Raw genomic sequence first — 24,607 nt, 5'->3', positions numbered from 1 at the left:
GTGTCACCCTGAAGCGAGAGCGAAGGGTGATCCGTGGTAAAATCCTTGCTTCCTGCATTCTCGACGGACGCCGTTTTGAAGCCAGAAACCCCACCAGCCTCGCCGGCAGGCACACATCTCACGTCTCATTGGCTATCGCCAATTCGCGCTCGTGCGGTCCCCCTCCCCAAATTTGCAAGCAAATTCAGGGAGGTATAAGGACAGCGGCGGTTGTTTTGTGCTAGGCGGCCACGACCTTATTGGCTGCGGCGCATTTGCCATACCAGTAACCGGAATCCTTGATCGTCCGCTTCTGGTCGTTCTTGAAGTCGACATGGACCAGGCCGAAGCGCATCGAATAGCCCTGAGCCCATTCGAAATTGTCCATCAGACTCCAGCAGTGATAACCGCGCACCGGCACGCCGTCGGCAATGGCCTTCGACAGCTGATTGAGGTGCAGGCTCAGCCATTCGATCCGCTTGGGATCGTGGATGGCGCCGCTCTCGTCCGGGCCGACATTGTAACAGGCGCCGTTTTCGGTGATCTCGATCGGCCGCGCACCGGTGATCTCGTGCATGCGCTTCAGGATATCGTAGAAGCCCTGTGGATAGATGTCCCAGCCGATATCGGTCTTGTCGTGATCGCCGGTTGCCCATTCGCCCTTGACGCCGACGCCTGGAATGCCGCCGTTGTCGTCCGAGGCCGAGACGCGCCACTGGGCATAGTAGTTGAGCCCGACGAAGTCGAGATCGGCCTTCATGATGGCTTCGTCGCCCGGACGGAAGTCGAGCAGGGTGTTTTGTTGATCGGCCGGCAGGACGCCTTCCGGATAGGCGCCATTGATCACCGTACCGGCGAACCAGGCATTGAGGAACAGGTCCCATTTCTTGGCCGCAGCCTTGTCGGCTTCTGAGTCCGTGGCCGGCAGCATGGGGGCGACGTCATAGACGCTGCCGACCTTGAGCTTCGGATTGACGCCTTTCAGCGCCGCATAGCCTAAGCCATGGGCCATATTGACGACGTGGGTCGCCTTCAGGAAGGCCAGCGGGTCCTTGCGGCCGGGCGCGAAGATGCCGTTCCAGTAGCCCAGTTGCGTAAAGGTCTTGGATTCGTTGAACAGGGTCCAGTTCTCGATCCGGTCGCCCAGGGTCTTGCCCATGATGGCGGCGTAGTCGGCAAAGCGCGCCGCTGTGTCGCGGTTCGGCCAGCCGCCCAGGTCTTCGAGATTTTGCGGCAGGTCCCAGTGATACAAGGTCGGCATGGGGCGGATGCCGGCTTCGAGCAGGGCGTCGGTCAGGCGGCTGTAATAGTCGAGCCCCTTCTGGTTGGCCGGGCCGGTGCCGTCGGGCTGGATGCGCGTCCAGGCGGTCGAGAAGCGGTAGCTCTTCAGGTTCAGCGCCTTGAGCAGGGCGATGTCCTGCGGGTATTTGTGATAGCTATCGCAGGCGACATTGCCGGTGTCGCCATTCTTGATCTTGCCGGGGGCAAGAACGAAGCGGTCCCAGACGGATTCGCCCTTGCCGTCTTCGTTATAGGCGCCTTCGACCTGGTAGGCGGCCGTGGCCGCGCCCCAGAAGAAGCCAGGGGGGAAGCTGCCGGGCTCGGGGCCCGTGACAGGCTTGGGTTTGGATTTGGCGCTGGCCATGACGGGCGTCAGAGCGGCGCCCATAAAGCCAAGGCCGGACGCGAGCAGTTCGCGACGGTTCATGATGGTCTCCTCAACACAGTTTATATCGGCCTCATTGAACGGGCCGTCTGCGATTGAAGGGAGTTTCGGGCCGTGGTCAAGCCATAAAAAGGCCCGGAACGCGGAGCCGATCAGGTTAGAAGGTCGTGCGGCCGCCGGAAGTGTCAAACGTTGAGGCTGTCGTGAAGGAACATTCCTCCGACGCCATGAAGCACACCGTGGCGGCGCTTTCGTCGACAATGCCCAGACGTCCCATGGGGATCTTCGAGCGCATATAGTCGACCTGTGACGGCGGCAGTTGCGCCAGGATGGGTGATTCAAACGTTGCCGGCGTCAGGGCGTTGCAGATAACGCCCTTGGTCGCCAGTTCCTTGCCCAGGCTTTTGGTCAGGCCGATCACGCCGGCCTTTGAGGCCGAATAGGCGGAGGCATTGGGATTGCCTTCCTTGCCGGCGACGCTCGCCACATTGACGATGCGGCCGTAGCCGCCTTCGAGCATGTAGGGGATGACCTCACGGCAGCAATAGAACAGACCGTTGAGATTGATGTTCATGACCTGAAGCCACGAGTCGAGTGGGAATTCCCACAGCGGCACCGTGGCGCCGGTGATGCCAGCCGAGTTGATCAGGATATCGATCCTGCCCAGGATACGCTGCGAATGTGCCGCCGCCGACTTGACGGCGTCATGGTTCGACACGTCGAGAGACACGACACCGGAAGCACCCGTGTCCGCCATGGCGGTTTCCAACGCCGCGGCATTGAGGTCCCACAAGACCACCTTGCCGCCTTCGGCGACGATACGTGTTGCAGCGGCTTTACCCAGGCCCGATGCCCCGCCAGTGACGATGGCGCAACGGCCTTCAAAACGTCCTGCATAGATCATCCGAGAATCTCCTGGCCTTCGAGCGAGAAGGGCACAACCGTCTGACGCTGTTCACCCAGCTTCGACACACCCAGATGCATGGTGTCGCCGGCATTGAGGTAGATCGGATCGGGCTTTTTGCCTTCGCCGACGCCGGGCGGCGTCCCGGTAATAACCAGGTCGCCCGGCTGCAGGGTGATGAAGCGCGAAATATAGCTGATGCAGAAGGGCACGTTGAAGATCAATGTCTTCGTATTGCCGGTCTGCATGCGTTGGCCGTTCACATCGAGGAACATGTCGAGATTGTGCACGTCGCCGACGTCGTCAGGCGTGACCAGCCACGGACCGGTCGGGGCGAAGCTGTCGCAGCCCTTGCCCTTGACCCACTGGGTGCCGCGTTCCTTCTGAAAGGCGCGTTCGGAGACGTCGTTGACCAGGACATAGCCCGCGACGTGATCCAGGGCGTCGGCTTCGTCGACATAGCGACAAGTCTTGCCGATGATCAGGCCCAGTTCGACTTCCCAGTCCATCTTGGTGGCGTCGCGCGGCTTCATGACGTCGTCATTGGGGCCGGTCAGCGAGGTGATCGCCTTGGTGAAGAAGATCGGCTCGGGCGGGACGGGCAGGTTGGATTCGGCGGCGTGGTCGGCATAGTTGAGGCCGACGGCGATGATCTTGCCGATGCCGCTGACGGGTACGCCATAGCGCGGTGAACCGGCGACGACGGGCAGGGCGGAGATATCGATGCCCTTAAGCTTGGCCAGTTGCGACAGGCGCACCGTGTCGGGCGTCAGGTCGGAGACCAGGCCTGACAGATCGCGGATGCGGCCATCGACGTCGACGAGACCGGGTTTTTCGGCGCCCTTGGGGCCGTAGCGGCAGAGTTTCATGGATAGGTCCTCTTTAAGGAAGGTTTGAACCACGAACCTCACGAACCGACACGAACAAGATTTAGGAACCGCGAATGAACGCGAATGAACGCTAATTAAGAGCGAGCGCCAAAGGCGCTCATTTTAGGGAAGCGTGCCCACAACGTTGGAGGTGTTCCCAAAAAATATTCGCGTTCATTCGCGTTCATTCGCGGTTCCAAAATCTTCCTTGTTCGTGTTTTTCGTGTTTTTCGTGGTCAAAAAATCTAATGCGTATACGGCCGGAACAACGCGACGTCGGGATTGAGCTCGACCCCGAAGCCTGGTTTATCCAAAGCGGATACGTTCAGGCGGCCATTGACCGGCACAGGTTCGCCCAGCAATTGCGGATGGAACATCGGTGCGACGTGATCGGCCTTGGGCGCCATCATCAGGAACTCGGCAAACGGCGAGTTATGGCGCGTGATAACGAAGTGGTACGAATAGACCGATGAACCGTGCGGCACGACCATGATGCCACGCGAATCCGCCATGGCCGAGATCTTCAGCAGTTCGGTCACCCCGCCGCACCAGCCGACATCGGGCTGGATCAGGTCGCAGCAGTCCATCTCCATCAGCATGCGGAAGCCCCAGCGCGTGGCCTCGTGCTCGCCGGTGGTGACCAGCATGCCGGCCGGGACGTTCTTTTTCAGTTGGGCGTAGCCCCAGTAGTCGTCGGGCGAGATGGCTTCCTCGATCCATTTCAGGCCATAGGGTGCGCAGGCATGGGCCAGTTTGGTGGCGTAGTTCACGTCCAGCGCCATCCAGCAGTCGTACATCAGCCAGAAATCGTCACCGCACCGGGCCCGCATATCGGCAAGCAGTTCGACATTCTTTTTCAAGCCGGCGTCGCCTTCGATCGGACCATGCAGCAGGGGCAGCTTGCCGCCGATAAAGCCCATCTGTTTGGCGAGATCCGGCCGTGCGCCCGTGGCATAGAACTGCAGTTCGTCGCGCACGGCGCCGCCCAGCATATGATAGACAGGCTCACCGCGCAGGCGCCCCATCAGGTCCCACAGCGCCAGGTCGACGCCGGAAATGGCGTTCACCACGATGCCCTTGCGGCCGTAATATTGCGAGGCGAAATACATCTGGTCCCAGATGGTCTCGTAGTCGAATGGGTCGCGGCCTTCCAGAAAGCGCGAAAAATGCTTTTCGACCAGATAGGCCGCCGGTTCTCCGCCGGTTGTCACGGCAAAGCCCGTCGTGCCGTCCTCGCACTCGATCTGGACGACCAGGGTGCCCAGAACATTGATGCCGAAAGACTTGCGGCTCTGGCGGTATTCGGGATAACGGCCCATAGAGGTGGCGATATGATTGTCGATCCAGTGGCCTTCGCCTTGGTCATGATAATCCGCCCCGCCGCCGCCTTCGCCGCCCTTGATCACAAATGCGCGGACATGCTTGATCTTTGAATATTTTGACATTAGTCTCACCATTTGGGACGTTTTATCAGGATTTGGCTTGGCTTCGTCCCACAATTTAGATATGAGTTTTAAAGAATGAAACAAACTGCGTCAACGGACAATTTGCCGGAAGGTATCGATGATCCGGTCGCCGGCAAGTCCCTGGCCGGCGCGCAGACCCTTGTGCGCGGCCTGGACGTGCTGATGGCGGTGGCCGACAGCGGCAAGAGCCTTCCCGAACTGTCGGAAGCCCTGGGACTGACGCGGTCCACCACCCACCGCCTGGCCACGACCCTGGTCGAACAGCGCTTCCTCAACTTCACGCCGCGTGTCGGCTACAGCCTGGGGCCGCGCCTGCTGGAACTGGGCTATCTGGCGTCGCGCCAGATGAACCTGGCGCGCGTCGCCCACGACTATCTGGTTACCTTGGCGCGACAGACCGGCGACACCGTACACCTCGGCATCCTCGACAATGGCCGGGCCCTGTATCTCGACAAGGTGCTGGGCAGCCGGCGCATCGAGATCAGCTCGCGCATCGGCGAACGCCAGCCCCTGCGCTCAACCGGTATCGGCAAGGCTTTGTTGCTGGATGACAGTCCGGCGGCGCTGCACGACCTGTATGTCCGCGAAGGCCGCGACTACCCGCAATATCGCGTGCCGGAAGACGAATGGATGACGCGCATGACGGCCTATGGCCAGGCAGGCTATGCGCTCGACCTGGAAGAAAACGAAGACCGTATTCGCTGCGTGGCAGCACCGATCCGTGACGCCGGCAATCGCATCATCGGTTCGATCAGCGTTTCCAGCGCCGCGCAATATATGGACGACGCGCGCATGAAGGCGCTCACCGACGACGTCCTGGCCACCGTCCGCGCCATTTCGGCCGAGTTCGGCTGGACCGAAAAACATATAAGATCATAGGGAAGAACCTCCATGCTGCTTCAAGGACAAAAGGTGCTGGTCACGGGGGCGTCGCGCGGTATCGGCCGCGCCACCGCCGTCATGTGCGCCCGTCACGGTGCCGATATCGGCCTGAACGTCTATAACGACGCCGAAGCCACGGCATCCGTGGTGGCCGAGATCGAAGCGCTGGGGCGCAAGGCCTTCGTCTATGACGGCGACGTTGCCGATCCGGCTTCGGCGCCGGCCTTCGTCAAGGGCGCAGCCCGGGCTCTGGGCGGTGTGACGGCCTTCGTCTCCAATGCCGGTATCTGCCCGTTCCACAGCTTTCTCGACATGCCGCAGGACGTCTTCCTGCGCACGCTCAACGTCAATCTCAGCGGCGCCTACTATATGTGCCAGGCGGCCGCCAACCAGATGGTGGAGCAGGGCCGTGATAGTGAAGGTCGCGGCGGATCGATCATCGCCGTGTCGTCGATCTCGGCCCTGGTCGGCGGAGAGATGCAGACCCATTACACCCCCACCAAGGCCGGGGTCCATTCGCTGATGCAGTCGACGGCGATCGCACTGGGCCGTCATGGTATACGCTGCAACTCGGTCATGCCGGGCACGGTTGCCACCGATATCAACAAGGACGATCTCGCCGACCCGGCCAAGCGCGCCTATATGGAAAAGCGTATTCCCCTGGGCCGGCTGGGCCATCCCGACGACATCGCCAAGGTCGTGGTCTTCCTGGCGTCTGATCTCAGTGGATATGTCACGGGTGCATCGGTGCTGACGGATGGCGGTCTGTTCGTCAATCTGCAATAGATTGCGGCTACGGATTCGACCCAAGGACTGCACATGACCCGCCCGAAAATCCTTTTGACCCGCCGGTGGCCCGAAGCCGCGGAAGCCTGGCTACGCGAACGCTTTGATGTCACGGTTAATGAGGCGGCGGCCCTGACACCCGACCAACTGGTCGCGGCCATGACCGAGTATGACGCCCTTTGCCCAACCGTCACCGACAAGCTGACGGCCGCCGTGTTTGCCGCACCGAATCCGCGGGTGAAGATGATCGGCAATTTCGGCGCGGGCTTCGAGCATATCGACCTTGCCGCCGCAAAAGATGCCGGCATCTTCGTCTCCAACACGCCTGATGTCCTGACCGAAGCGACCGCCGATATCGCGCTTCTGCTGATGCTGATGACGTCGCGCCGTGCCTCCGAAGGCGAACGCCAGTTGCGCGCCGGAGGCTGGAAAGGCTGGGGCACGACGGCGCTGATGGGCCAGTCCCTGCAGGGCAAGACGCTCGGCCTGATCGGCTTTGGCCGTATCGCCCAGGCCACCGCCCACCGCGCCCGGACCTCGCTCGGCATGAATATCCTCTATCACAGCCGCAACCCGGTCGCCCCGGAAGTCGAGAGCGCCTTTGCCGCCAGTTATTGCGCCTCGGTCGATGACATCGCCGCGCGCTCGGATGTCCTGTCGCTGCATTGCCCCGGCGGGGAGGCGACCCGCCATATGATCGATGCCCGGCGCCTGGGGCTGATGAAGCCGACCGCCATCCTGATCAACACAGCGCGTGGTTCGGTGGTCGATGAACCGGCCCTGGCCAGGGCCCTGCGCGATCGCGTCATCTGGGCGGCAGGGCTCGACGTCTATGAGCACGAACCGACGGTTCACCCCGACCTCCTCGACCTCGACAATGCCGTCCTGCTGCCGCACCTGGGCAGTGCCACCCTGGAGACGCGGACCAATATGGGGCTGCGCGCCGCCGCCAATGTCGACGCCTTCTTCAAGGGGGAACCGCTGCTTGACCGCATTGCTTGACAGGGTGGCGGATGCGGTCCGGGATTGGCGTGCTGCCCAGTCCGGGCCATTGGTCGTCGGTATTTGCGGTGCCCAGGGCTCAGGCAAATCGACCCTGGCTGTGGGCCTGAAAGCGCGGCTGGAAGGCGAGGGGGCAAGGGTTGCCGTCCTGTCGCTCGACGACCTGTATCTGTCCCATGCCGAGCGCGCCGAATTGGCGGCGGATATCCATCCCCTGTTTGCCACGCGCGGCGTACCCGGCACCCACGACGTCGAACTGGGTATTGCGGTGCTCGATGCTCTGACGGACGGTCGCGCAACCGCATTGCCGCGCTTTGACAAGGCTCACGACGATCCTGTGCCCGCGAGCGAATGGCCGGTTATTCACGACCCGGTCGATGTGATTCTCTTTGAAGGCTGGTGTGTCGGCGCGATCGCGCAGGATCCGGCGGACCTGACCGAGCCCGTCAATGACCTGGAACGCGAGCGCGATGCCGACAGCGTGTGGCGGACCTATGCCAATACGCAACTGGTTGGCCTCTATGCCCGCCTGTATGGTCGTCTTGATCGCCTGATCCTGTTGGCGGCCCCCGGATTCGAGATCGTCCAGGCGTGGCGCACCCAGCAGGAGCACGATCTGGCGCGCGACCTCGCCGCAAAGGGCATAACCGGCACACACGTCATGTCCGATGCCGAAGTCGTGTACTTTATCCAGCATTATGAACGCCTGACGCGCCATATCCTGCGTGAGATGCCGTCACGCGCCGACCTGACCCTGCGCATCGACGCCGACCGAAACCTTATCGAGGCCTGACATGATTATCTCCGCCGCCACCGACTATCGCGCCGCCGCCAAGGCCAGGCTTCCGCGTTTCCTGTTCGACTATCTCGATGGCGGTTCCTATGCCGAGATGACCTTGCGCGCCAATGTCGACGACCTGTCGCGTCTGCCCTTGCGTCAGCGCATCCTCAAGAACGTCGCCGACGTGTCGTTGGAAACGGAACTGTTCGGCGAGAAGATGGCCATGCCGGTCGCCTTGGCGCCGGTTGGCTTGGGCGGCATGTATGCCCGTCGCGGCGAGGTCCAGGTCGCCAAGGCCGCCAAAAAGGCACGCGTACCCTATATCATCTCGACGGTTTCCCTATGTCCACTGAAGGAAATCGTCGAAAAATCCGGCCACGACATCTGGTTTCAGCTCTATGTCCTGAAGGACCGCGGCTTCATGCGCCATGCCCTGGAACGGGCGCAGAGCCTGGGCGTTACCAAGCTGGTCTTCACCGTCGACATGCCGGTGCCCGGCGCGCGCTACCGCGACAAGCATTCGGGGATGAGCGGCGATTACGGACCGATCCGCCGTATTCTCCAGGCCATGACCAAGCCGCAATGGGCGTGGGACGTCGGCGTCATGGGCACGCCGCACGATCTGGGCAATGTCTCGGACTATCTCGGCAAGGCGACCGGCCTGGAAGACTATATCGGCTGGCTGGGTGCCAATTTCGATCCGTCGATTTCATGGCAGGACTTGGAATGGATCCGCGACGTGTGGAAGGGGCCGATGATCATCAAGGGCATCCTCGACCCGGAGGACGCGCGCGACGCGGTGCGCTTCGGCGCCGACGGCATTGTGGTGTCGAACCATGGGGGGCGGCAACTGGACGGCGCCCTGTCGACGACCCGCGCCCTGCCGGCGATCGCCGAGGCGGTCGGCGATGACCTGACGGTTTTGGCCGATTCCGGTATCCGGACGGGGCTGGACGTGGTGCGCATGCTGGCCCTGGGCGCGAAGGGCGTACTGTTGGGCCGGGCCTATATCTACGCCCTGGCGACTTCGGGCGAGGCGGGGGTTACGAACCTGCTTAGCCTGATCGACAAGGAAATGCGCACGGCCATGGCCTTGACGGGTGTCACGAGGGTTAGCGACATAACGTCGGATTTGCTAGCTTAATCAAGCCTTTGGCCCACAGATTGGCACAGATTTTCACAGATTAAGAAAGAAGGTTCAAATCTTCTTTCTTAATCTGTGAAAATCTGTGCCAATCTGTGGGAAAAATCTTACGCCGCGCCAACCACCTGACGTTGCTGGCCCAGGCCCTGAATACCCAATTCCATGACATCGCCCGGATTGAGATAGATCGGATCGGGTTTCTGGCCCATGCCGACGCCCGGCGGCGTGCCGGTCGAGATGACGTCGCCCGGATGCAGCGACATGAACTGCGACACATAATGGATCAGGAAGGCCGGCTTGAACACCATGGTCGATGACGACCCGTTCTGGAAGCGGCGGCCATTGACCTCCAGCCACATGGCGAGATTCGTCACGTCGCCAGCCTCGTCCTTCGTCACCAGCCAAGGGCCGATCGGACCGAAGGTGTCACAGCCCTTGCCCTTGTCCCACGTCCCGCCGCGCTCGATCTGGAAATTGCGCTCCGACACGTCGTTGATGGTGCAATAGCCGGCAACATAATCCAGAGCCTCGGCCTCCGACACATAGGACGCTCGTCTGCCGATGACGACACCCAGTTCGACTTCCCAGTCGAGCTTGGTCGAGCCTCGTGGCTTCAGCACTTCATCGTTGGGACCGACAATCGCCGAGGTCGCCTTCATGAAGATGACCGGCTCGGATGGCACCGGCAGATTGCTCTCGGCGGCGTGGTCGGCATAGTTCAGGCCGATGCAGATGAACTTGCCGACGCGACCGACGCAGGAGCCATAACGCGACCCTTCCGGCGCCAGGGGCAGGGTGGCGGGATCGATGACGGCCAGACGCGCCAGGCTGTCCGGAGACAGGACGTCACCGGCGATATCGGAGACCAGCGACGACAGATCGCGGATGCGGCCGTCGGAATCGAGCAGGCCGGGCTTTTCTGAGCCCACAGGGCCGAAGCGGAGAAGTTTCATGGCGCAAATCCTTGCTGGCGGGCGGTTGTCCCGCTCGATAATCTGCTCACGTCGCGACGTAAAGGCCTAATTGTCGCACAAATAAAATTACGCCTCATGCAAGGGCGGCAACCGCCGGCGCACCGGCTGCGCCTTGACAATCGACGTGCTGGTCGCCGCCTTGTCGATAATCCGGTCAAGGATCTGGTCCAATTGCTCGATCGAGCGCAGATGCAACCGTACAATAAAGCAGTCGTCGCCCGTCACCTTGTCGCACTCACTCACTTCGCGGATATCGCCCAACAGTTGCTGGACGATATGCAGCTTGCCAGGCAGGGGCTTCACCCGGACTATGGCCTGTAACGTGTAACCCAGGGCCATCGGATCGATATCGACCGTAAAGGCCCGGATCACGCCGCGCTCCTCCAGCCGGCGCAGGCGCTCCGATACGCTGGGCGACGACAGGCCGACCCGTGCGGCCAGGTCCTTGACGGAGATGCGCGCATCCTCGACCAGGACGTCGATCAGGCGGCGGTCGAGTTCATCGATCATAAGGCAAAATCCAAAAATTACTTCATATTGTGAGGCATTTTATCAAAATAAGCGTCTTTTGTCCATGGAATTGCGCCGCGCGACCTTCTAGTCTTGGCGCCTTGCAAAGGAGATTGCCATGAAGGACAAAACACGCGGTGCGGCCGAAATGACGGGGGCCATGCTGATCGCGGGCACCCTTGGCTGGTGTGTGGTCAAGTCTGGCCAGCCGGTCGGCGATATTGTCTTCTGGCGCTGCCTGTTCGGCGCACTCACTTTGTTTGTGGTCTGTGCCGCCATGGGCCTGTTGCGCCGTGGCCTCATGACCTGGCGTCAGGCGGGACTGGCAGCTCTGGGCGGCGTGGCCATTGTGGCCAACTGGCTATTGCTGTTCGCCGCCTATCCGAAGGCCTCGATATCCGTGGTAACAGCGGTCTACAATACCCAACCCTTCATGCTGGTGGCGCTGGGTGCAATTCTGTTTCGGGAACGTGTGACGCTGACGCAACTCGGCTGGCTGGGGCTGGCCTTTGCCGGCGTGGTACTGATCGTCCAGGTAAAAGGCGGCACCGGTAGCGATTACCTGATTGGTATTCTCCTGACCCTGGGGGCAGCGTTTCTCTATGCCCTGGCGGCCATTGCCACCAAACTGCTGAAGGGCACGCCACCGCATCTGATCGCCCTGATCCAGTTCGTGGTCGGCGTGGCGATGATGCTGCCCTTCTCCCATCCGGCGCGATCCATGCCGATGAGCGCCTGGGCCATCATGCTGACCCTCGGCGTGGTGCATACGGGCGTCATGTATATCCTGCTGTACAGCGCCATCCAGAAGCTGCCGACCAGCCTCGTCGGAGCCCTGTCCTTCGTCTATCCGGTCGTGGCGATCGTGGTCGACAGGCTGGCTTTCGGCCATCGGCTGACCATCACCCAGATTGTCGGCGCCGCCGCCATCCTGCTGGCAGCCCTGGCGATGAACCAGGGCTGGACCTTTGGCAAAAGATCGGTTGCGGCACCGGTGATCGATAAGGTGTAGGCTTATAGATCACTTTTATGCTATATTGTGATCTATAAATTGTGGATTTATCGATCATGTGGAATTGGCAGCACGCCGAATGGCCCCACTTCACCTATGAAGTTGCCATTATGCACCGTGCAGAAACCCTGTTTGCGGAAGGCACGGGAAGGCTGATCGGCGTCTCCAAACATCTTGGGGGCGGCGCGCAGACGGCATTGCGTGTGGAACTGCTGAGCGGCGAAGCGGTCGACAGTTCGGCCATCGAAGGGGAACGCCTCGACCGCGACAGCGTGCAATCCTCGATCCAGCGGCAGCTTGGGTTGGCGACAGATGCCCGCCGGCCCAATGCGTCCGAAGCCGGCATGGCCCGGATGATGGTCGACCTCTTTGTCGCCATGGAGTCGCCGCTGAGCCACGACATGTTGTTCGACTGGCACAGCCAGGTGGTGAACGGCCGCAACGACCTGGCGGATGTCGGTCGTTATCGGCGTGGCGACGACCCGATGCAGATCGTGTCGGGCCCGCTGTCGGCGCCGAAAGTCCATTTCGAGGCGCCGCCCGCCGCCAGGATCGCCGATGACATGGCTGTATTGATCGACAGCTTCAACGCAGCACCGCGCGACCCAGGGGTTATTCGGGCGGGGTTGTTTCACCTCTGGTTCGAGTCGATCCATCCGTTCGAAGATGGCAATGGCCGGATCGGTCGGGCCTTGATCGAGAAGGCCCTGGGCATGCCGAGCGGCGGCATTCTCGGCATGGCGCCGACCTTGCTGCGTCACCGTCGTGACTATTACCAGGCGCTGGAACGCGCCAGCCGCACGATGGATATTACGGACTGGCTGCTGTGGTTTGCCGCCAAGGCTATCGAAGCGCAACGCCGCACTCTTAGCCTGATAGACTTCACCTTGCAGAAATCGCGGCTGCTCAATGCTGTCCGGACGCAGATCAATTTTCGCCAGGAAAAGGTGTTGCTGCGCATGCTGGCAGAAGGTCCGGAGGGCTTTCGTGGCGGCCTGAGCGCGGCCAACTACCAGACGATCGCCGATACGACGAGCGCCACGGCGACCCGTGATCTGGCAGATCTGGTCGAGATGGGCGCCTTGAACCGGACGGGCCAGCGCAAGTCCACGCGTTATTATTTGCCGTTTGAGATAGAACCGGTCTCGGATGTCTCAGTCGAAAGTCTGCGATAGTGGCTACCGCTCCGGCCATTCCCACGACGGCGCTTCGTTGCCGATGATCTGCGTCTCGCCCAGCTCTTTTTCGAGCGTAATCCGCTTGCTGCGGCCGGCCTGCTCGATGGCCGAGACCAGGCCTTCGGCGTGCGACACCACCACGACCTGGCTGCGTTCGGAAGCCTTGACGATCAACCGCCCCAGTGCCGGCATCAGGTCGGGATGCAGGCTCATTTCCGGTTCGTTGAGCACCATGAAGGCCGGCGGGCGCGGTGACAGCAGGGCCGTCGCCAGCAGCAGGTAACGCAAGGTGCCGTCGGACAGTTCGGCCGCGCGCAAAGGCCGCAGCAAGCCGCGCTGACGCATCAGCAGTTCGAAATAACCGCCCTGGTCGTCGATATCGACCGTCGATCCGGGAAAGGCGTCGTCTATGGCGGCGGCGAGTGCGTCTTCATCGCCGATTTCCAGAATCGTCTCGACCGCAGCGGCCAGATCGCTGCCGTCGCCAGCCTGGACAGGCGTATAGGTGCCGATCTGCGGTGAACGTGCCGGCGCGTCGCGGTCGGTGCGGAAATGGTCGTAGAAACGCCAATTGTGCATATGTTCGCGCAACCGCAGCAGTTCGATGGCGTCGCGCGGATCGCTGGCATGGGTCATCATGCTGTCGAAGGTCGACATACTGGTGAAGACCTGTTTCCAGCTTCCGCTGTCGTCACGAACGCGGACGCTGGGACCGCGGCGGGCGGCGATCTCGTTGCGTGCGCGCAAGACCTGACCGACCCAGAGCGACTCCGTTTTGATGTGCGGGTCTGAACCGAACTTGGTCTTGATGGCCAGCGAATCCAGAGTCGGCAGGCCCAGGTCGATCGCATAGCCATACTCGTCGGTGGCGAAGCCCATCTTCAAACTGACCGGATGTTTGCGGACCGTGCCCTGGATCGGATACTGGCCGGAGCGCATTTCGCGCGAAAAATATTCCGGACCGGCCCACAGGACCGAGTTGAGCCCGCCTTCCAGTGCCAGGGCACGAATGACATTGCCATGGGCGATGTCGGCCAGCAGACGCAGGGCGCGATAGAGGCTGGACTTGCCCGAGCCATTGGCGCCGGTCACCACGTTCAACGGTTCCAGTTCGAGCACGACGTTGCGCAGCGACCGATAACCGGAAATGGCCAGGGTGGTGATCATAGGCCCGACTAAAGACCGCCGTCGCTCGCCGGCCCCTGTTTGACGAAGTGCTGTGTGCCCTTGGGCGAGATGACGTCGTAGCCATCGCCCGCCAGCCGCCAGGTCAGGTCGGGGCCGAATTGGATATCGGCGCCGGTGCGCTCGGCGGTGCCGGGATAGAGGTCACCTTCGCTGTTGTAATAGCTGTAGCCGACCATATCCTTGTCCGAGCGATAAAGGGTGACGCCTTCATAAACCGGCATGCCGTTCGGCGTGCGCACCTTGTGCACATCCATAACCAGCTTGCCGCCGGCCGTCATGGTGAAGCAATGGGTGTCCGTGCTGCCGCCGGCCATGTCGGTGCGCCAGCACGAACCCGTCAGGCCGTCGAAAATCTGGCCCGGCGTCATGGCGAGGGCGGCGATCAGCAGGGGCGTGGCGAACATGCGAGGTCTCCCGTTTGCCCTGTTATAGGCACGCAGTACGCATGCTGTCGAGTTACCGCATCGTCATGTTTATCGCCTGCTGATTTTTCCGCCGCATGGTCCATATGGCGGGCCGGCCGCAGATGCCCTAATCTGGACACAAGGGTTAATTTGACCCGCAAAATTCCATCATCCGGGAAGCGTGAGAGATTTCCGGGTAATGGGAAATAAGCCCTCCGGTTTCCCCTGGCCGGGGGGCTTCTTTTACTTATTCGACCCAATCCTTTTTGAGGCGGGTCGCTGCGAAGATCAGCAGTACGGCGGCAATGCCGTAGAAGCCAAGCCCCCATAAAAAGGCGTATTTGATCGAGTCGACGCCATAGTGCGGCTTCAGCAGGTCCGACAGTTTGCCGAAGGCATAGGTGCCCAGGGCGATCCCGATCAGATTGTTGATCAGCAGGAACAACGACGACATCACGCTGCGCGAGGCGGCGGGCGCCAGATGCTGGACAGCTGTGAGGATCGGCCCCAGCCACACCAGTCCCAGAGCCTGTGGGACCAGAAACAGCAGGAAGGCGGCTTGCGGAGTCTTGGCCATCACCCCAAGGGCGTACAGGGGCGCGGCAATCAGAAAGGCCGCGGCGGGGATCAGGGCATAGGCGGTCTTTGTCCGGCGGCCCAGGCTGTCGCCGAGAAAACCGCCGAGCACCAGCCCGGAGACGCCGCCGATCAGCAATACCCCGGCGAACAGCTCCGATCGGCTGACCAGATCCATATTCAGCGATCGCGCCAGGAAGGACGGCATCCAGTACATGACGCCATATCCGACCATCGAGGCACAGGCCGAACCGATGGACAGCAGCCAGAAGGACGGCTTCATTGCTGCCAGCTTCGCCACGGCCAGGAGGCCGAGGGGCGTGCCGGCCGCGGTAGGGACCACCTCATTGCCGCCGCGCGGTGGGTCCTTGACCAAGAGCCGGAAGATTGGCGCCAGGACGACGCCGGCAGCGCCGACGACCAGGAAGGCGTAACGCCAATTGACGTGCGCTGCCAGCAGGCCGCCGAACAGTACGCCGGCGGCACTGCCCAACGGAATGCCCAGAGAGAACAGCCCAAGGGCACGGGCGCGGATCCGGGCCGGGAAATAGTCGGAGATCAGGCTGTAGGCCGGCGCGACACCACCGGCTTCACCGACGCCGACGCCCATGCGGCAGATGGAGAGTTGCCACAGATTGCCGGCCAGGCCGCACAGGGCCGTAAAGCCCGACCAGATGGCCAGCGCCCAGGTCATGATCCAGACGCGCGAGGTACGGTCGGCCAGCCAGGCGGCGGGGACGCCTAAGATGCAGTAGAACAGGGCCAGCGGCAAACCGCCCAGCCAGCCCAGTTGTGCATCGTTCAGGTTCAGGTCGACCTTGATACTGTCCTTCAGGATGCTCAGCACCTGGCGATCGAGGAAGTTCAGCGTGTAGACGAGTATAAGCAGGGCCAGGACAAAATAGCGGCCCGTCGTGCCGGCCGCTGGTTTTGCGGACTCCGCAGCTCGGTGAGTGTCTGGCATCAAGAACGTCCCTGTCGACCGCGCGAAAGTGGCGGCCACTTGGTCGTGAGCCGCATCGGTTGTCAAGCGCAGTAAGGTCGTAGAGCGTTGAGGTCGTTATGGCGCCACAGTAGCCCCTACCGTCGGCCCGACGATCCATAAAAATCGTACGAAAACTTTATTTGCCTGATCTGATCGCCGCGCTACAACCGCCCCGGCATCGCCAAAGACATCAACCCCAAAAGGAGAGACACCATGATCCGCACGGCAAAAGCCCATTGGGCCGGCGACGGCAAGTCCGGCGAAGGCACCCTGACGACACAGAGCGGGGTCCTGTCCGGCCAGCCCTACAGCTTCAAACTGCGCTTTGAAAATGCCGATGGCCAGGCCGGGACCAATCCGGAAGAACTGATCGCCGCCGCCCATTCGGGCTGTTTCTCCATGGCCCTGGCTTTCGCCCTGGCCAGCGCCGGTTTTACCGCGACCAGCATAGACACCGAAGCCAGCGTTGACCTGCAGCCAGGCGAGGGCGGTTTCTCGATCGCTGGAATCAAGCTGAAACTGACCGCCGCCATACCGGGCATTTCCGCTGACCAGTTCCAGGAAATCGCTGCCGGCGCCAAGGCTGGCTGCCCCGTATCAAAAGCGCTGGCTTCCGTGCCGATTACGCTGGAAGCTATTTTAGCGTAATTTTTTACAGTGGTGTGTCGAAATGCGGCATCGTGGCGCGTCATGGTCACGAGCCGCAACCTTGCGCTCGCAACAGGACATAGGAGCCAGCCATGAAATACGCCCTGCTGATCTATGAGACAGCCGACTCGTTTGAGGCTTTTCGCAACGACCTGGCCTATAATGCCGCCTTTCCAGCCTACACTCAGGCCCTGATCGAGGCTGGCGTGATGGCCGGCGGTGCCGGCCTGCAGGGCACGGAAACCGCCACGACCGTCCGTATAAACGAAGGCGGTCACACGGTGGAAGACGGCCCGTTTGCCGAGACCCGTGAAATGCTGGGGGGCTTCTACCTGATCGATGTACCCTCACTCGATGAGGCGCTGAAGTGGGCTGCACGCCTGCCGGTCAGGCCTGGTTGCTGTGTCGAAGTCCGCCCACAGCTTGTTATGTGAATGGACGCGGGGGCGGCGGCGGAAAAGGTGGCGCGCACGGCCTATGGCCGGCTGGTCGCTTACTTGTCCGCGCGCACACGCGATATCGCGGCGGCCGAGGAAGCCCTGGCCGCCGCTTTTTTACGCGCGTTGGAAACCTGGCCGCGAACCGGGGTCCCGGATCGTCCAGAGGCCTGGCTGCTCAGTGTCGCGCGCAATCGCCTGAACGACGGCTGGCGCCGCGACAAGGTCCGCACCGAAGCCGAACCGACCCTGGAACTGATGATGCAGGATGTAACGGAAGCGGCGGCGTTTCCAGACGAACGCCTCAAGCTGATGTTCGTCTGCACGCACCCGGCGATCGACGAAGTTGTGCGTACGCCGCTGATGCTGCAAACCGTCCTGGGGCTCAGCGCCGAGCGTATTGCCTCGGCGTTTCTGGTCAAGCCGGCTGCCATGGGGCAAAGGCTCAGTCGCGCCAAGAGCAAGATCCGCGACGCCGGCATTCCGTTCGATGTGCCCAACGCCAACGAATGGGCGCACCGCCTGCCGGCACTTCTGAATGCCATCTATGCTGCCTATAGTCTGGGCTGGGGTGACTATGCCGGCGATGGCGATCATCGCGGCCTGGCCGACGAAGCCATGGACCTGGCCCAGTCTCTGCACGGACTGATGGCGGCCACGGCGGAGTTGAACGGGCTGCTGGCGTTGATGCTCTATTGCGAGGCGCGTAAGGCGGCGCGTTTCCGGGACGGCGCCTATATCAGCCTCGATCGTCAGGACCCGGCGGCTTGGGATTGGGCGATGGTCGATCACGCCAATCGTCTTTTGAACGCCACGGACCCGCGTGCCTTGGGCCGGTTCCGGCTAGAGGCTCTGATCCAGTCGGTCCATATCCGGCGCGGCGTCACCGGGACCACGGATTGGGAAGGTATCGCCGGCCTCTATGCCGCCTTGCTCAAGGTTGCGCCATCTCTGGCGGCACGGACAGGCTATGCGGTGGCATTGACCGAGTCAGGCCAGCCGGAGCAGGGGCTGGCGGTTCTGGACGATATGGATCGTGGGCGCATGAACGACTATCAGCCTTGGTGGGTGGCTCGGGCGCATGTGCTGACGGTCCTCGGCGATGAAGCGGCCAGGTCGGCCTATGAGCGGGCCATAGGTTTGAGCCAGCACCCGGCCCAACGCGCCTTCCTGATGGAAAAACTCAACGCGCCAGGTCGCAGTGGGGATCACTGAGCGTGCCGGTGTAGAGGCGATAGGTCGATTTCTTGCCTGGCTTGACCGTGCGCGATACCGTTCCCGCGTCCTCGATATGGGTAAAACACCGCCCGACATCGATCGTCTTGTCCGCCGCCACGACAATCAGGGCGCGGCCCTTCGGCGGTAGTCCCTGCCACGGGTAGCGCTCGCGCTCGGCCATGGCATAGGGCGCGAAACCCCAGGACAAGGTCGGTCGGGTGGTTTCGTAGGCCAGTTCGCCCTGGGTATTGTAGTCGGTAACGGCAATCCAATCTGTTCTGTGGCTTTTGACAAATATGCCGTCCGCCAGGCGGAACCAGCTTTCCGACAAGCCTCCCATGCCAACGACATGGCCTGATACGGACATCAGGACCAGAACGACAACACTCAGGCCGATGCCGACCGGCGCCGCCAGCCAGCGCACGCGTTGCAGTTTGGATGGGCCCTGCAGGCCTTCCGCCACAACGGCGCCCAACAGGACCAGGCCGGGAAAGACCGGCGCCGTCCAGTTGCCCTGGATGCGGTCGTGAAAGACATGGACCAGCAGATAGGCGAACAGCGGCATAGGCGTCGCCACCAGCAAGCGCAGGCGCGAGTCTTTGGTCTGGAAGGCCGCCAGGGCGCCCAGCACCGTAAAGGCGAAGACCAGAGGATTGAGCAACAACGGTTGCGACAGCAGGAACTCGATCAGGAAGTTCAGGGTCAGATGGCTGGCGCCGATACGGCCGAACTGCTTGGTGACTGAGATCCAGTCGTGCTGCAGGTTCCACAGGAGGTTGGGCGCCATGGCGGCCAGCGCTACGACCGCGCCGAGATAGGGCCACGGTGTCAGCAGCCACTTGCGCGCCGGCGTGTCGAGGATCATCCAGGCGACGACGCCGAGGCCCAGAAACAGGTTGGTATATTTGGCCTCGACGCCCAGCCCGGCAAACAGGCCGAAAACCAGCCAATATTGGCCCTGATCGCTGGCTTGCAAACGGGCGAGAGCCCATAGGCCACCGGCCCACATCAGGACGCTGGGCGGATCGGGCGTGGCCAGCACCGAACCGACGCTGAGCAGCAGACAGGCATTGAGCCATAGGGCCGTGCGCCGCGCCACCGCCTCGTCGAACAACACCCGCGCGGCGTCATACATGAACCAGGTGACGCCGAGAAAGCTTAGGACGAACAGCAGGCGGACAAACAGCGACGTGTCGAAGCCATCGGGCGCGATCATGATCCACCACGCCACCATGGGCGGATGGTCGTAATAGCCGGCGGCGGGGTGGCGCGACCACAGCCAGTAATAGGCTTCGTCCGGCACCAGGTTCATATTGGCCGCCGCCACCAGACGCAGCACGGTCATGGAACCGATCAGTATGGCCAGCCAGGGCAGGGATTTCAGGCGTTCGAACATGGCCCTTATTGGCCGGTTTCGCGCCGGCTGGCAACTGGTCCTGTCAGATGTCCGGGAGGCTCAACGGCGCCGGCCCACCCAGGGCGGGATCGCTGAACGAGGGCATGCCGTTTTCGATATGGCCGGCAAAGCGGGCATACAGCCACGGTGCGGACACGCTGACGTCGTACCAGTTATGGCTGGCCGAGAGGTCAAGCACGATCAATCGGCTTTCACCTCGCCCAAGCGCGACAGTCTGGTCCGGCTGACCGTAGGACTCGTCCCTGATCGTTAGCTGCATGGCCTCGTCGCCCTCGTTGCGCAGGCTTAACCTTATGCCGTCCAGCCGCACCACGGCCCTTGTGTTGTTGCCGCCCGACATGCCGCGGTAAAAGCCATTCGGCCCCAACACGTGGACGTCGATCACGCCATGCTCGGCAAATACCGTCGCCATCGCCTTGCCGCCAGGAGCAAGGGTGTAGCGCAGAGGCTGGGCAACAGACGATATCCCGCTGTACACGTGAAATACCGCCGCCAAATCGGGACTACGATTTTCCACTTCGAAGCCAGCCGAGAAGCCAATCACCGGCTGGCCGGCCAGATCATAGGGCAGGGCGCGCGCCGGGCGTTGGCCGCTTTCCTGGACGGGCGGCTCCAGGCCGTCTGGCGGGGAGGGATTGACGGTGCCGGAAAGCTTTCGTGTGCGCAGGGCCAGGTCTGCGGTCGCGGGAACCTGTGCGACGGCGGTATCCGGATTGGCGAAATCGAAGCAGGTCAGCAGATCGCCGCACACGGCGCGACGCCAGGCCGAGATATTGGGCTCGCGGACGCCGAAGCGCGCCTCGAGGAAACGGATGACCGAGGTGTGGTCGAAGACCTGCGAGTTGACGAAACCGCCCTTGCTCCACGGCGAGACGACATACATCGGTACGCGCGGCCCCAGACCATAGGGACGGCCTTTGAATTTGTCGTCGGCCAGGTGATATTCGCCGGTGGTGTCGATCTGGCTCTCACCGAGGAAACCGGCGGACCATCGTGACGGCGGTGCGGGCGGCGGCACATGGTCGAAAAAGCCGTCGTTTTCGTCGAAATTGATCAGCAGGACGGTCTTTGCCCAGACGTCGGGATTGGCGGTCAGGGCATCCAGCACGCGGGCGGTATAGTCGGCGCCCTGGGCGGGGCTTGACGGTCCGGGATGCTCCGACCCCTCGGCGGTGGCGATGATCCAAAACACCTGCGGCAGTTTGTCGGCCAACACGTCCTCGCGCAACTTGTCGAGGTCGCGCGTGCGGATCGAGCGCCGCGCCAGTTCCGCCAGCGGACCGTCCTTGGCCTTCTCGGCGGCGCGATAGGCTTTGAAGCCGGCCAATGGGTTGTCGGTGAAGTTGTCATTCATATCCTGATAGATCTGCCACGACACGCCAGCGTCGCTCAGCCGCTCAGGATAGGTCGTCCAGCTATAGCCGCCATGCCCCTTCGGATCGCCCGACAGATGGTCGTAGCCGTTGTCGATGACCGGCCCGCCCTTGTCGCCGGCGGCATTGTTGGTGCCTGTCCAGTGATAGACTCTGTTGGGATTGGTGCCGGCGTGCATTGAACAATGATAGGCGTCGCACAGCGTAAAGGCCTCCGCCAGCGCATATTGAAACGGGATATCTTCGCGGGTGAAATAACCCATCGACCGGTTGTGTTTGGCCTGGGGCCAGGCGTCCATACGGCCATTGTTCCACGCTGCCTGCGCATCGGGAAAGGTGTGCGGCGTGCCTTCGGTACGCATGCGGTGGAAATCGGCCTGGGTGTCGAGGCGATAGGGCACGATCAGGCGTTTGTCGTCGTTCTCGTCGCGCTGAACCAGGATCGTCTTACCCGTGCGGTCCATCATGTTTGCAACCGGCGTTGCAAAACGATCGGAAAAGCCGCGCACGCCGCGCAAGGTGCCGAAATAGTGGTCGAAGCTGCGGTTCTCCTGCATCAGGATGACGACGTGTTCGACGTCCATCACCGTGCCGGTGACGCGTTTCGCCGGGATATCCAGCGCCCGCGCGATCGAGGCGGGCAGAGCGCCGGCGGCCAGGGCTGAGGCGAGAAAGGCGCGGCGATCGATGGACATAGGTCTGCTCCCCGGATGTGCCCGCGACTTAAGAACAGGATTGCGACAGCTTTACGACGTCGTAAGGGTAGAAGTTTTTACCACGGATAAGCGCAGATGGATTTGCCGATGGCAATCCACACGGATTGCACGGATGCAGGCGCGATATAAAGCACTTGTTTTGAGCTTACGCGCGCGCAGCGCAGTTCTCGACTTATCAATCAAGGTATTGATTTTGATCACAAAATCCGTGTGATCCGTGCCGGATGTCTTCATCCGATCCGTGCCTGATCCGTGTTCCAACTTTCTGTTTCACGCATCCCGCAGTCAGAGTCTTAGGAACCAGCGTTTACGATAACAGACCCACAACACCAGGAAGATCAAGGTGATCATCACCAGGCCGAAGCTCAAGGAGGCCAGGTTGGGAGGAAACCACTGGGCAAAAAAGACATTGCCGGCGCTGCGCAGTGAATACCAGGGCTGCGGGAACAGTTGCCAATCGATCAGCGGCGCGACCAGGAAGGACAGGATATAGGCCAGCAGCGGATTGGAGCCATAGACCGTGGCCGGGAAAAACAGCGGCCCGGCCTTGAGATGTTCCGTCAGCAGGGTCAGCCCGGACAGGCAGATCAGTGAAAAGCCGACCGTGAACAGGACGAAGGTGCTGGTCCAGATGTTCTTGATGATTGGACAGACCGTGTTGAACAGCACCGCGATCAGTATCAGTTGCAGTCCCGCGCCCAGCCAATAAAGGACGGGCCGCCTTAGAGTTTTTTCGGCGTAGACGTGTCCAACCAAAGCGCCGGCGAGGACATTGGCGCAGACCGGCCAGGTACTGAGCAGGCCATCGGGGTCAAAGACGACCTTGCCGTTGACCGGCCACCAGATGAACATGTGGTCGGTAGTCAGGACGGTCCGATCGAAAAAGGCTGGCCAACTGCCGACCGGATCGAAGCGCGGTGCACCGAAGCCCGGTACCGGCACGAAATAGAGCAGAACGAACCAGGAGATGACGACAGCGACGAAGGCGTAGGCCATGGCGGTCTTGCTGGCCTTGAAGCCGCCGTCGCGCCGGGCGGTAAGCAGGACGAACAGCGCGACAACCATGTAGCTGACACCGATGCGCTGCAGAACGCCCGGTATGCGCAGATGAGCGAAGTCAAACGTGGGATAGGCATTGAGAAACAGCCCGATCACAACCAGGATCAGGCCGCGCACCACGATATGGCGCGCTTGCTCAGTCACTGTTTGGCCGCCATCTATCCGCCGCCGCAGCGACAGCGGAATAACCGCGCCGATACAGAACAGAAAGACGGGCGCCACCATATCGATGAAGGTGCCGCCCTCCCATTTGGCGTGGACTAGAAAGGCATATTGGTGCTCCCACGCACCGGGATTGAGATTGAGCAGCATAAAGATGATGCTCAGACCCCGCAGGATATCGAGCGCCTGCCAACGCGTGTTGGTCGTCTCTGCCATGATGGCCCCCTATGTGACGGTTATCCCAATATTTTGGTGACAGCTTTTTCGATGCGCCGCGCCCGCGTTTCAGGCGTCTTGGCCTCTTCGATGGCGCGGACATGTTCCTTGCGATGGCTGAAGGCCAGCTTGTCGAAGGCTTCGTCGGCGCCGGCGGCATCCAGGGCGGCCTGGAAATCTTCGGGTATCTCGACCACGCGTGGCGCGCTGTCGAGTTCGATGTCGACCGTGATCGCATCGCCGCCATTGATGCCCGAGGCGGCGCGGTGTTCGGACGAGAACCCGACCATGTATTTGCCGCCCATGACGGCGACGGTGTTGCGATAGGTGTAGCCATTGACCGTGAGTGCGACCGGCGGCTTCTTGCCGGCGCCAAGTGCGTCGATAATCCCGGCCGGTATTTCAATGCCGGTGACGGACCGGCCTTCGGGTTGTTGTAGGGTGGTGTGGAATTTCATTTTGTTTCCCTCGGCCCTTGTCTTAACAGTCGCCTTATGATCCGGCGGCTGCCATGAATTATGCGTAGGATTGTGACCGTATCGGTGCCGGCTGTGAAGCGGTAAATTACGAGAAACGGGGAAACGACGCCGATCCGGATACGCGAGCCGAGGCCTGGGCGCAGCGCACCACTTTCAGGGTATTCGGTCAGGCGATCATAAAGCACATCGAACAAGCCGTCTGACGGCCGGCTTCCTTAGCCAGATAATTGAAAATGTCGGCCGAATCGTCGTCCGCCCATGACGAAACGACGACAATGGCCATCAGGTCAGAGTGCCGCCAGGCGCGCGGCTTTGCGCGCGCGATGTTCTTCCAGCGTCATAACCTCGCCGCGCTCTACAGCCGCCAAGGCTTCGTCGACAAGCGGCTTAGCCCAGGACAGATCGTCGGTCTCTTCGGCAATGCGCATATCAATCAGGTGCGCGATGGCATCTTCGGCAGACGAGAATTCGCCGCTGGCGATATGGGCGTCGAGCCAAGCCTGTTGTTGCGCCGTCAAATTTATCATGACGGAAGGCTAGCATAAACCCGACCCGAAGCCAATCGCCGGGCGATCG

25 protein-coding genes are annotated in these 24,607 nt (G+C 61.8%); 11 read left to right on the top strand and 14 right to left on the bottom strand.

The features are described 5' to 3' along the window. Positions 1–220 precede the first annotated feature (220 nt). From AC1DXO_RS13065 to rhmD, 4 genes are all read right to left on the bottom strand, one after another. Positions 221–1,687 (bottom strand): GH1 family beta-glucosidase, encoded by a 1,467-nt coding sequence (locus AC1DXO_RS13065; RefSeq protein ID WP_476978592.1) that lies wholly within the window; start codon positions 1,685–1,687, stop codon positions 221–223. A 115-nt stretch (positions 1,688–1,802) separates the two neighbouring features. Next, positions 1,803–2,549, bottom strand: coding sequence for an SDR family NAD(P)-dependent oxidoreductase (locus AC1DXO_RS13060; protein ID WP_476978591.1), 747 nt, complete (start codon positions 2,547–2,549; stop codon positions 1,803–1,805). Then, complete coding sequence (locus AC1DXO_RS13055) at positions 2,546–3,418, bottom strand: 2,4-didehydro-3-deoxy-L-rhamnonate hydrolase (protein ID WP_476978590.1); 873 nt, start codon at positions 3,416–3,418, stop codon at positions 2,546–2,548. The genes AC1DXO_RS13060 and AC1DXO_RS13055 overlap by 4 nt, the downstream gene beginning before the upstream one ends. A gap of 245 nt (positions 3,419–3,663) precedes the next feature. After that, positions 3,664–4,863, bottom strand: coding sequence for an L-rhamnonate dehydratase (rhmD, locus tag AC1DXO_RS13050; RefSeq protein WP_476978589.1), 1,200 nt, complete (start codon positions 4,861–4,863; stop codon positions 3,664–3,666). 75 nt (positions 4,864–4,938) lie between these two features. Here rhmD and AC1DXO_RS13045 point away from each other — a divergent pair, with 75 nt between their 5' ends. The 5 genes from AC1DXO_RS13045 to lldD are packed head-to-tail and all read left to right on the top strand — an operon-like array spanning position 4,939 to position 9,479. Beyond that, on the top strand, positions 4,939–5,763 hold the full coding sequence (locus tag AC1DXO_RS13045; RefSeq protein WP_476978588.1) for an IclR family transcriptional regulator: 825 nt from the start codon (positions 4,939–4,941) through the stop codon (positions 5,761–5,763). Positions 5,764–5,775: 12 nt separating this feature from the next. Then, entirely contained in the window at positions 5,776–6,552 is a 777-nt protein-coding gene (locus AC1DXO_RS13040; RefSeq protein WP_476978587.1) for an SDR family NAD(P)-dependent oxidoreductase, read from the top strand. Between the two features lie 33 nt (positions 6,553–6,585). Further along, on the top strand, positions 6,586–7,554 hold the full coding sequence (locus tag AC1DXO_RS13035; protein WP_476978586.1) for a 2-hydroxyacid dehydrogenase: 969 nt from the start codon (positions 6,586–6,588) through the stop codon (positions 7,552–7,554). Beyond that, positions 7,538–8,347 (top strand): kinase, encoded by an 810-nt coding sequence (locus AC1DXO_RS13030; RefSeq protein ID WP_476978585.1) that lies wholly within the window; start codon positions 7,538–7,540, stop codon positions 8,345–8,347. The genes AC1DXO_RS13035 and AC1DXO_RS13030 overlap by 17 nt, the downstream gene beginning before the upstream one ends. A gap of 1 nt (position 8,348) precedes the next feature. Beyond that, the gene (gene lldD, locus AC1DXO_RS13025) at positions 8,349–9,479 is read left to right on the top strand and encodes an FMN-dependent L-lactate dehydrogenase LldD (RefSeq protein ID WP_476978584.1); all 1,131 of its coding nucleotides are present in this window, start codon (positions 8,349–8,351) and stop codon (positions 9,477–9,479) included. Between the two features lie 107 nt (positions 9,480–9,586). Here lldD and AC1DXO_RS13020 read toward each other — a convergent pair whose 3' ends face one another. Both AC1DXO_RS13020 and AC1DXO_RS13015 read right to left on the bottom strand, forming a co-directional pair. After that, positions 9,587–10,432, bottom strand: a complete 846-nt coding sequence (locus AC1DXO_RS13020; RefSeq protein WP_476978583.1) for a fumarylacetoacetate hydrolase family protein — start codon at positions 10,430–10,432, stop codon at positions 9,587–9,589. 87 nt (positions 10,433–10,519) lie between these two features. Continuing rightward, positions 10,520–10,963: an Lrp/AsnC family transcriptional regulator gene (locus AC1DXO_RS13015; RefSeq protein WP_476978582.1), complete on the bottom strand. Its 444-nt coding sequence runs from the start codon at positions 10,961–10,963 to the stop codon at positions 10,520–10,522. Positions 10,964–11,081: 118 nt separating this feature from the next. Between AC1DXO_RS13015 and AC1DXO_RS13010 the strand changes: the two genes are divergently transcribed. Next, entirely contained in the window at positions 11,082–11,975 is an 894-nt protein-coding gene (locus tag AC1DXO_RS13010) for a DMT family transporter (protein ID WP_476978581.1), read from the top strand. Between the two features lie 56 nt (positions 11,976–12,031). Further along, on the top strand, positions 12,032–13,150 hold the full coding sequence (locus AC1DXO_RS13005; RefSeq protein WP_476978580.1) for a Fic family protein: 1,119 nt from the start codon (positions 12,032–12,034) through the stop codon (positions 13,148–13,150). Between the two features lie 3 nt (positions 13,151–13,153). Here the strand turns inward: AC1DXO_RS13005 and AC1DXO_RS13000 are convergent, their stop codons facing one another. The 3 genes from AC1DXO_RS13000 to AC1DXO_RS12990 form a co-directional block, all read right to left on the bottom strand. Then, positions 13,154–14,320 carry an AAA family ATPase gene (locus AC1DXO_RS13000; RefSeq protein ID WP_476978579.1) on the bottom strand — a complete coding sequence of 389 codons (1,167 nt, stop codon included), beginning with the start codon at positions 14,318–14,320 and terminating at the stop codon, positions 13,154–13,156. An 8-nt stretch (positions 14,321–14,328) separates the two neighbouring features. Further along, positions 14,329–14,745: a hypothetical protein gene (locus tag AC1DXO_RS12995; protein WP_476978578.1), complete on the bottom strand. Its 417-nt coding sequence runs from the start codon at positions 14,743–14,745 to the stop codon at positions 14,329–14,331. A gap of 247 nt (positions 14,746–14,992) precedes the next feature. After that, the gene (locus AC1DXO_RS12990; RefSeq protein WP_476978577.1) at positions 14,993–16,285 is read right to left on the bottom strand and encodes a spinster family MFS transporter; all 1,293 of its coding nucleotides are present in this window, start codon (positions 16,283–16,285) and stop codon (positions 14,993–14,995) included. Between the two features lie 234 nt (positions 16,286–16,519). Between AC1DXO_RS12990 and AC1DXO_RS12985 the strand changes: the two genes are divergently transcribed. The 3 genes from AC1DXO_RS12985 to AC1DXO_RS12975 all read left to right on the top strand — a co-directional run bounded on the left by AC1DXO_RS12985 (position 16,520) and on the right by AC1DXO_RS12975 (position 18,606). Then, positions 16,520–16,954, top strand: a complete 435-nt coding sequence (locus AC1DXO_RS12985; RefSeq protein WP_476978576.1) for an OsmC family protein — start codon at positions 16,520–16,522, stop codon at positions 16,952–16,954. A 92-nt stretch (positions 16,955–17,046) separates the two neighbouring features. Next, positions 17,047–17,388 (top strand): YciI family protein, encoded by a 342-nt coding sequence (locus AC1DXO_RS12980; RefSeq protein WP_476978575.1) that lies wholly within the window; start codon positions 17,047–17,049, stop codon positions 17,386–17,388. Beyond that, positions 17,389–18,606, top strand: a complete 1,218-nt coding sequence (locus AC1DXO_RS12975; RefSeq protein ID WP_476978574.1) for an RNA polymerase sigma factor — start codon at positions 17,389–17,391, stop codon at positions 18,604–18,606. Here AC1DXO_RS12975 and AC1DXO_RS12970 read toward each other — a convergent pair. From AC1DXO_RS12970 to AC1DXO_RS12950, 5 genes are all read right to left on the bottom strand, one after another. Continuing rightward, positions 18,575–20,005: an ArnT family glycosyltransferase gene (locus AC1DXO_RS12970; RefSeq protein WP_476978573.1), complete on the bottom strand. Its 1,431-nt coding sequence runs from the start codon at positions 20,003–20,005 to the stop codon at positions 18,575–18,577. The genes AC1DXO_RS12975 and AC1DXO_RS12970 overlap by 32 nt on opposite strands. 43 nt (positions 20,006–20,048) lie before the next feature. Beyond that, positions 20,049–22,094 (bottom strand): phosphocholine-specific phospholipase C, encoded by a 2,046-nt coding sequence (locus tag AC1DXO_RS12965; RefSeq protein ID WP_476978572.1) that lies wholly within the window; start codon positions 22,092–22,094, stop codon positions 20,049–20,051. Between the two features lie 306 nt (positions 22,095–22,400). After that, entirely contained in the window at positions 22,401–23,552 is a 1,152-nt protein-coding gene (locus AC1DXO_RS12960; protein ID WP_476978571.1) for an acyltransferase family protein, read from the bottom strand. Positions 23,553–23,572: 20 nt separating this feature from the next. Beyond that, on the bottom strand, positions 23,573–24,010 hold the full coding sequence (locus AC1DXO_RS12955) for a YdeI/OmpD-associated family protein (RefSeq protein WP_476978570.1): 438 nt from the start codon (positions 24,008–24,010) through the stop codon (positions 23,573–23,575). Continuing rightward, positions 24,007–24,216 (bottom strand): type II toxin-antitoxin system RelE/ParE family toxin, encoded by a 210-nt coding sequence (locus AC1DXO_RS12950; RefSeq protein WP_476978648.1) that lies wholly within the window; start codon positions 24,214–24,216, stop codon positions 24,007–24,009. Before AC1DXO_RS12950 ends, AC1DXO_RS12955 begins: the two co-directional genes overlap by 4 nt. A gap of 48 nt (positions 24,217–24,264) precedes the next feature. Here AC1DXO_RS12950 and AC1DXO_RS12945 point away from each other — a divergent pair, with 48 nt between their 5' ends. After that, positions 24,265–24,576, top strand: a complete 312-nt coding sequence (locus tag AC1DXO_RS12945) for a hypothetical protein (RefSeq protein WP_476978569.1) — start codon at positions 24,265–24,267, stop codon at positions 24,574–24,576. The last annotated feature ends 31 nt before the right edge of the window (positions 24,577–24,607 follow it).

The sequence above is a fragment of the Asticcacaulis sp. P2_C5 genome, from assembly GCF_056404555.1.
The sequence above is the reverse complement of the archived record's forward strand: the minus strand, read 5'-3'. Positions and strand labels throughout refer to the sequence as shown.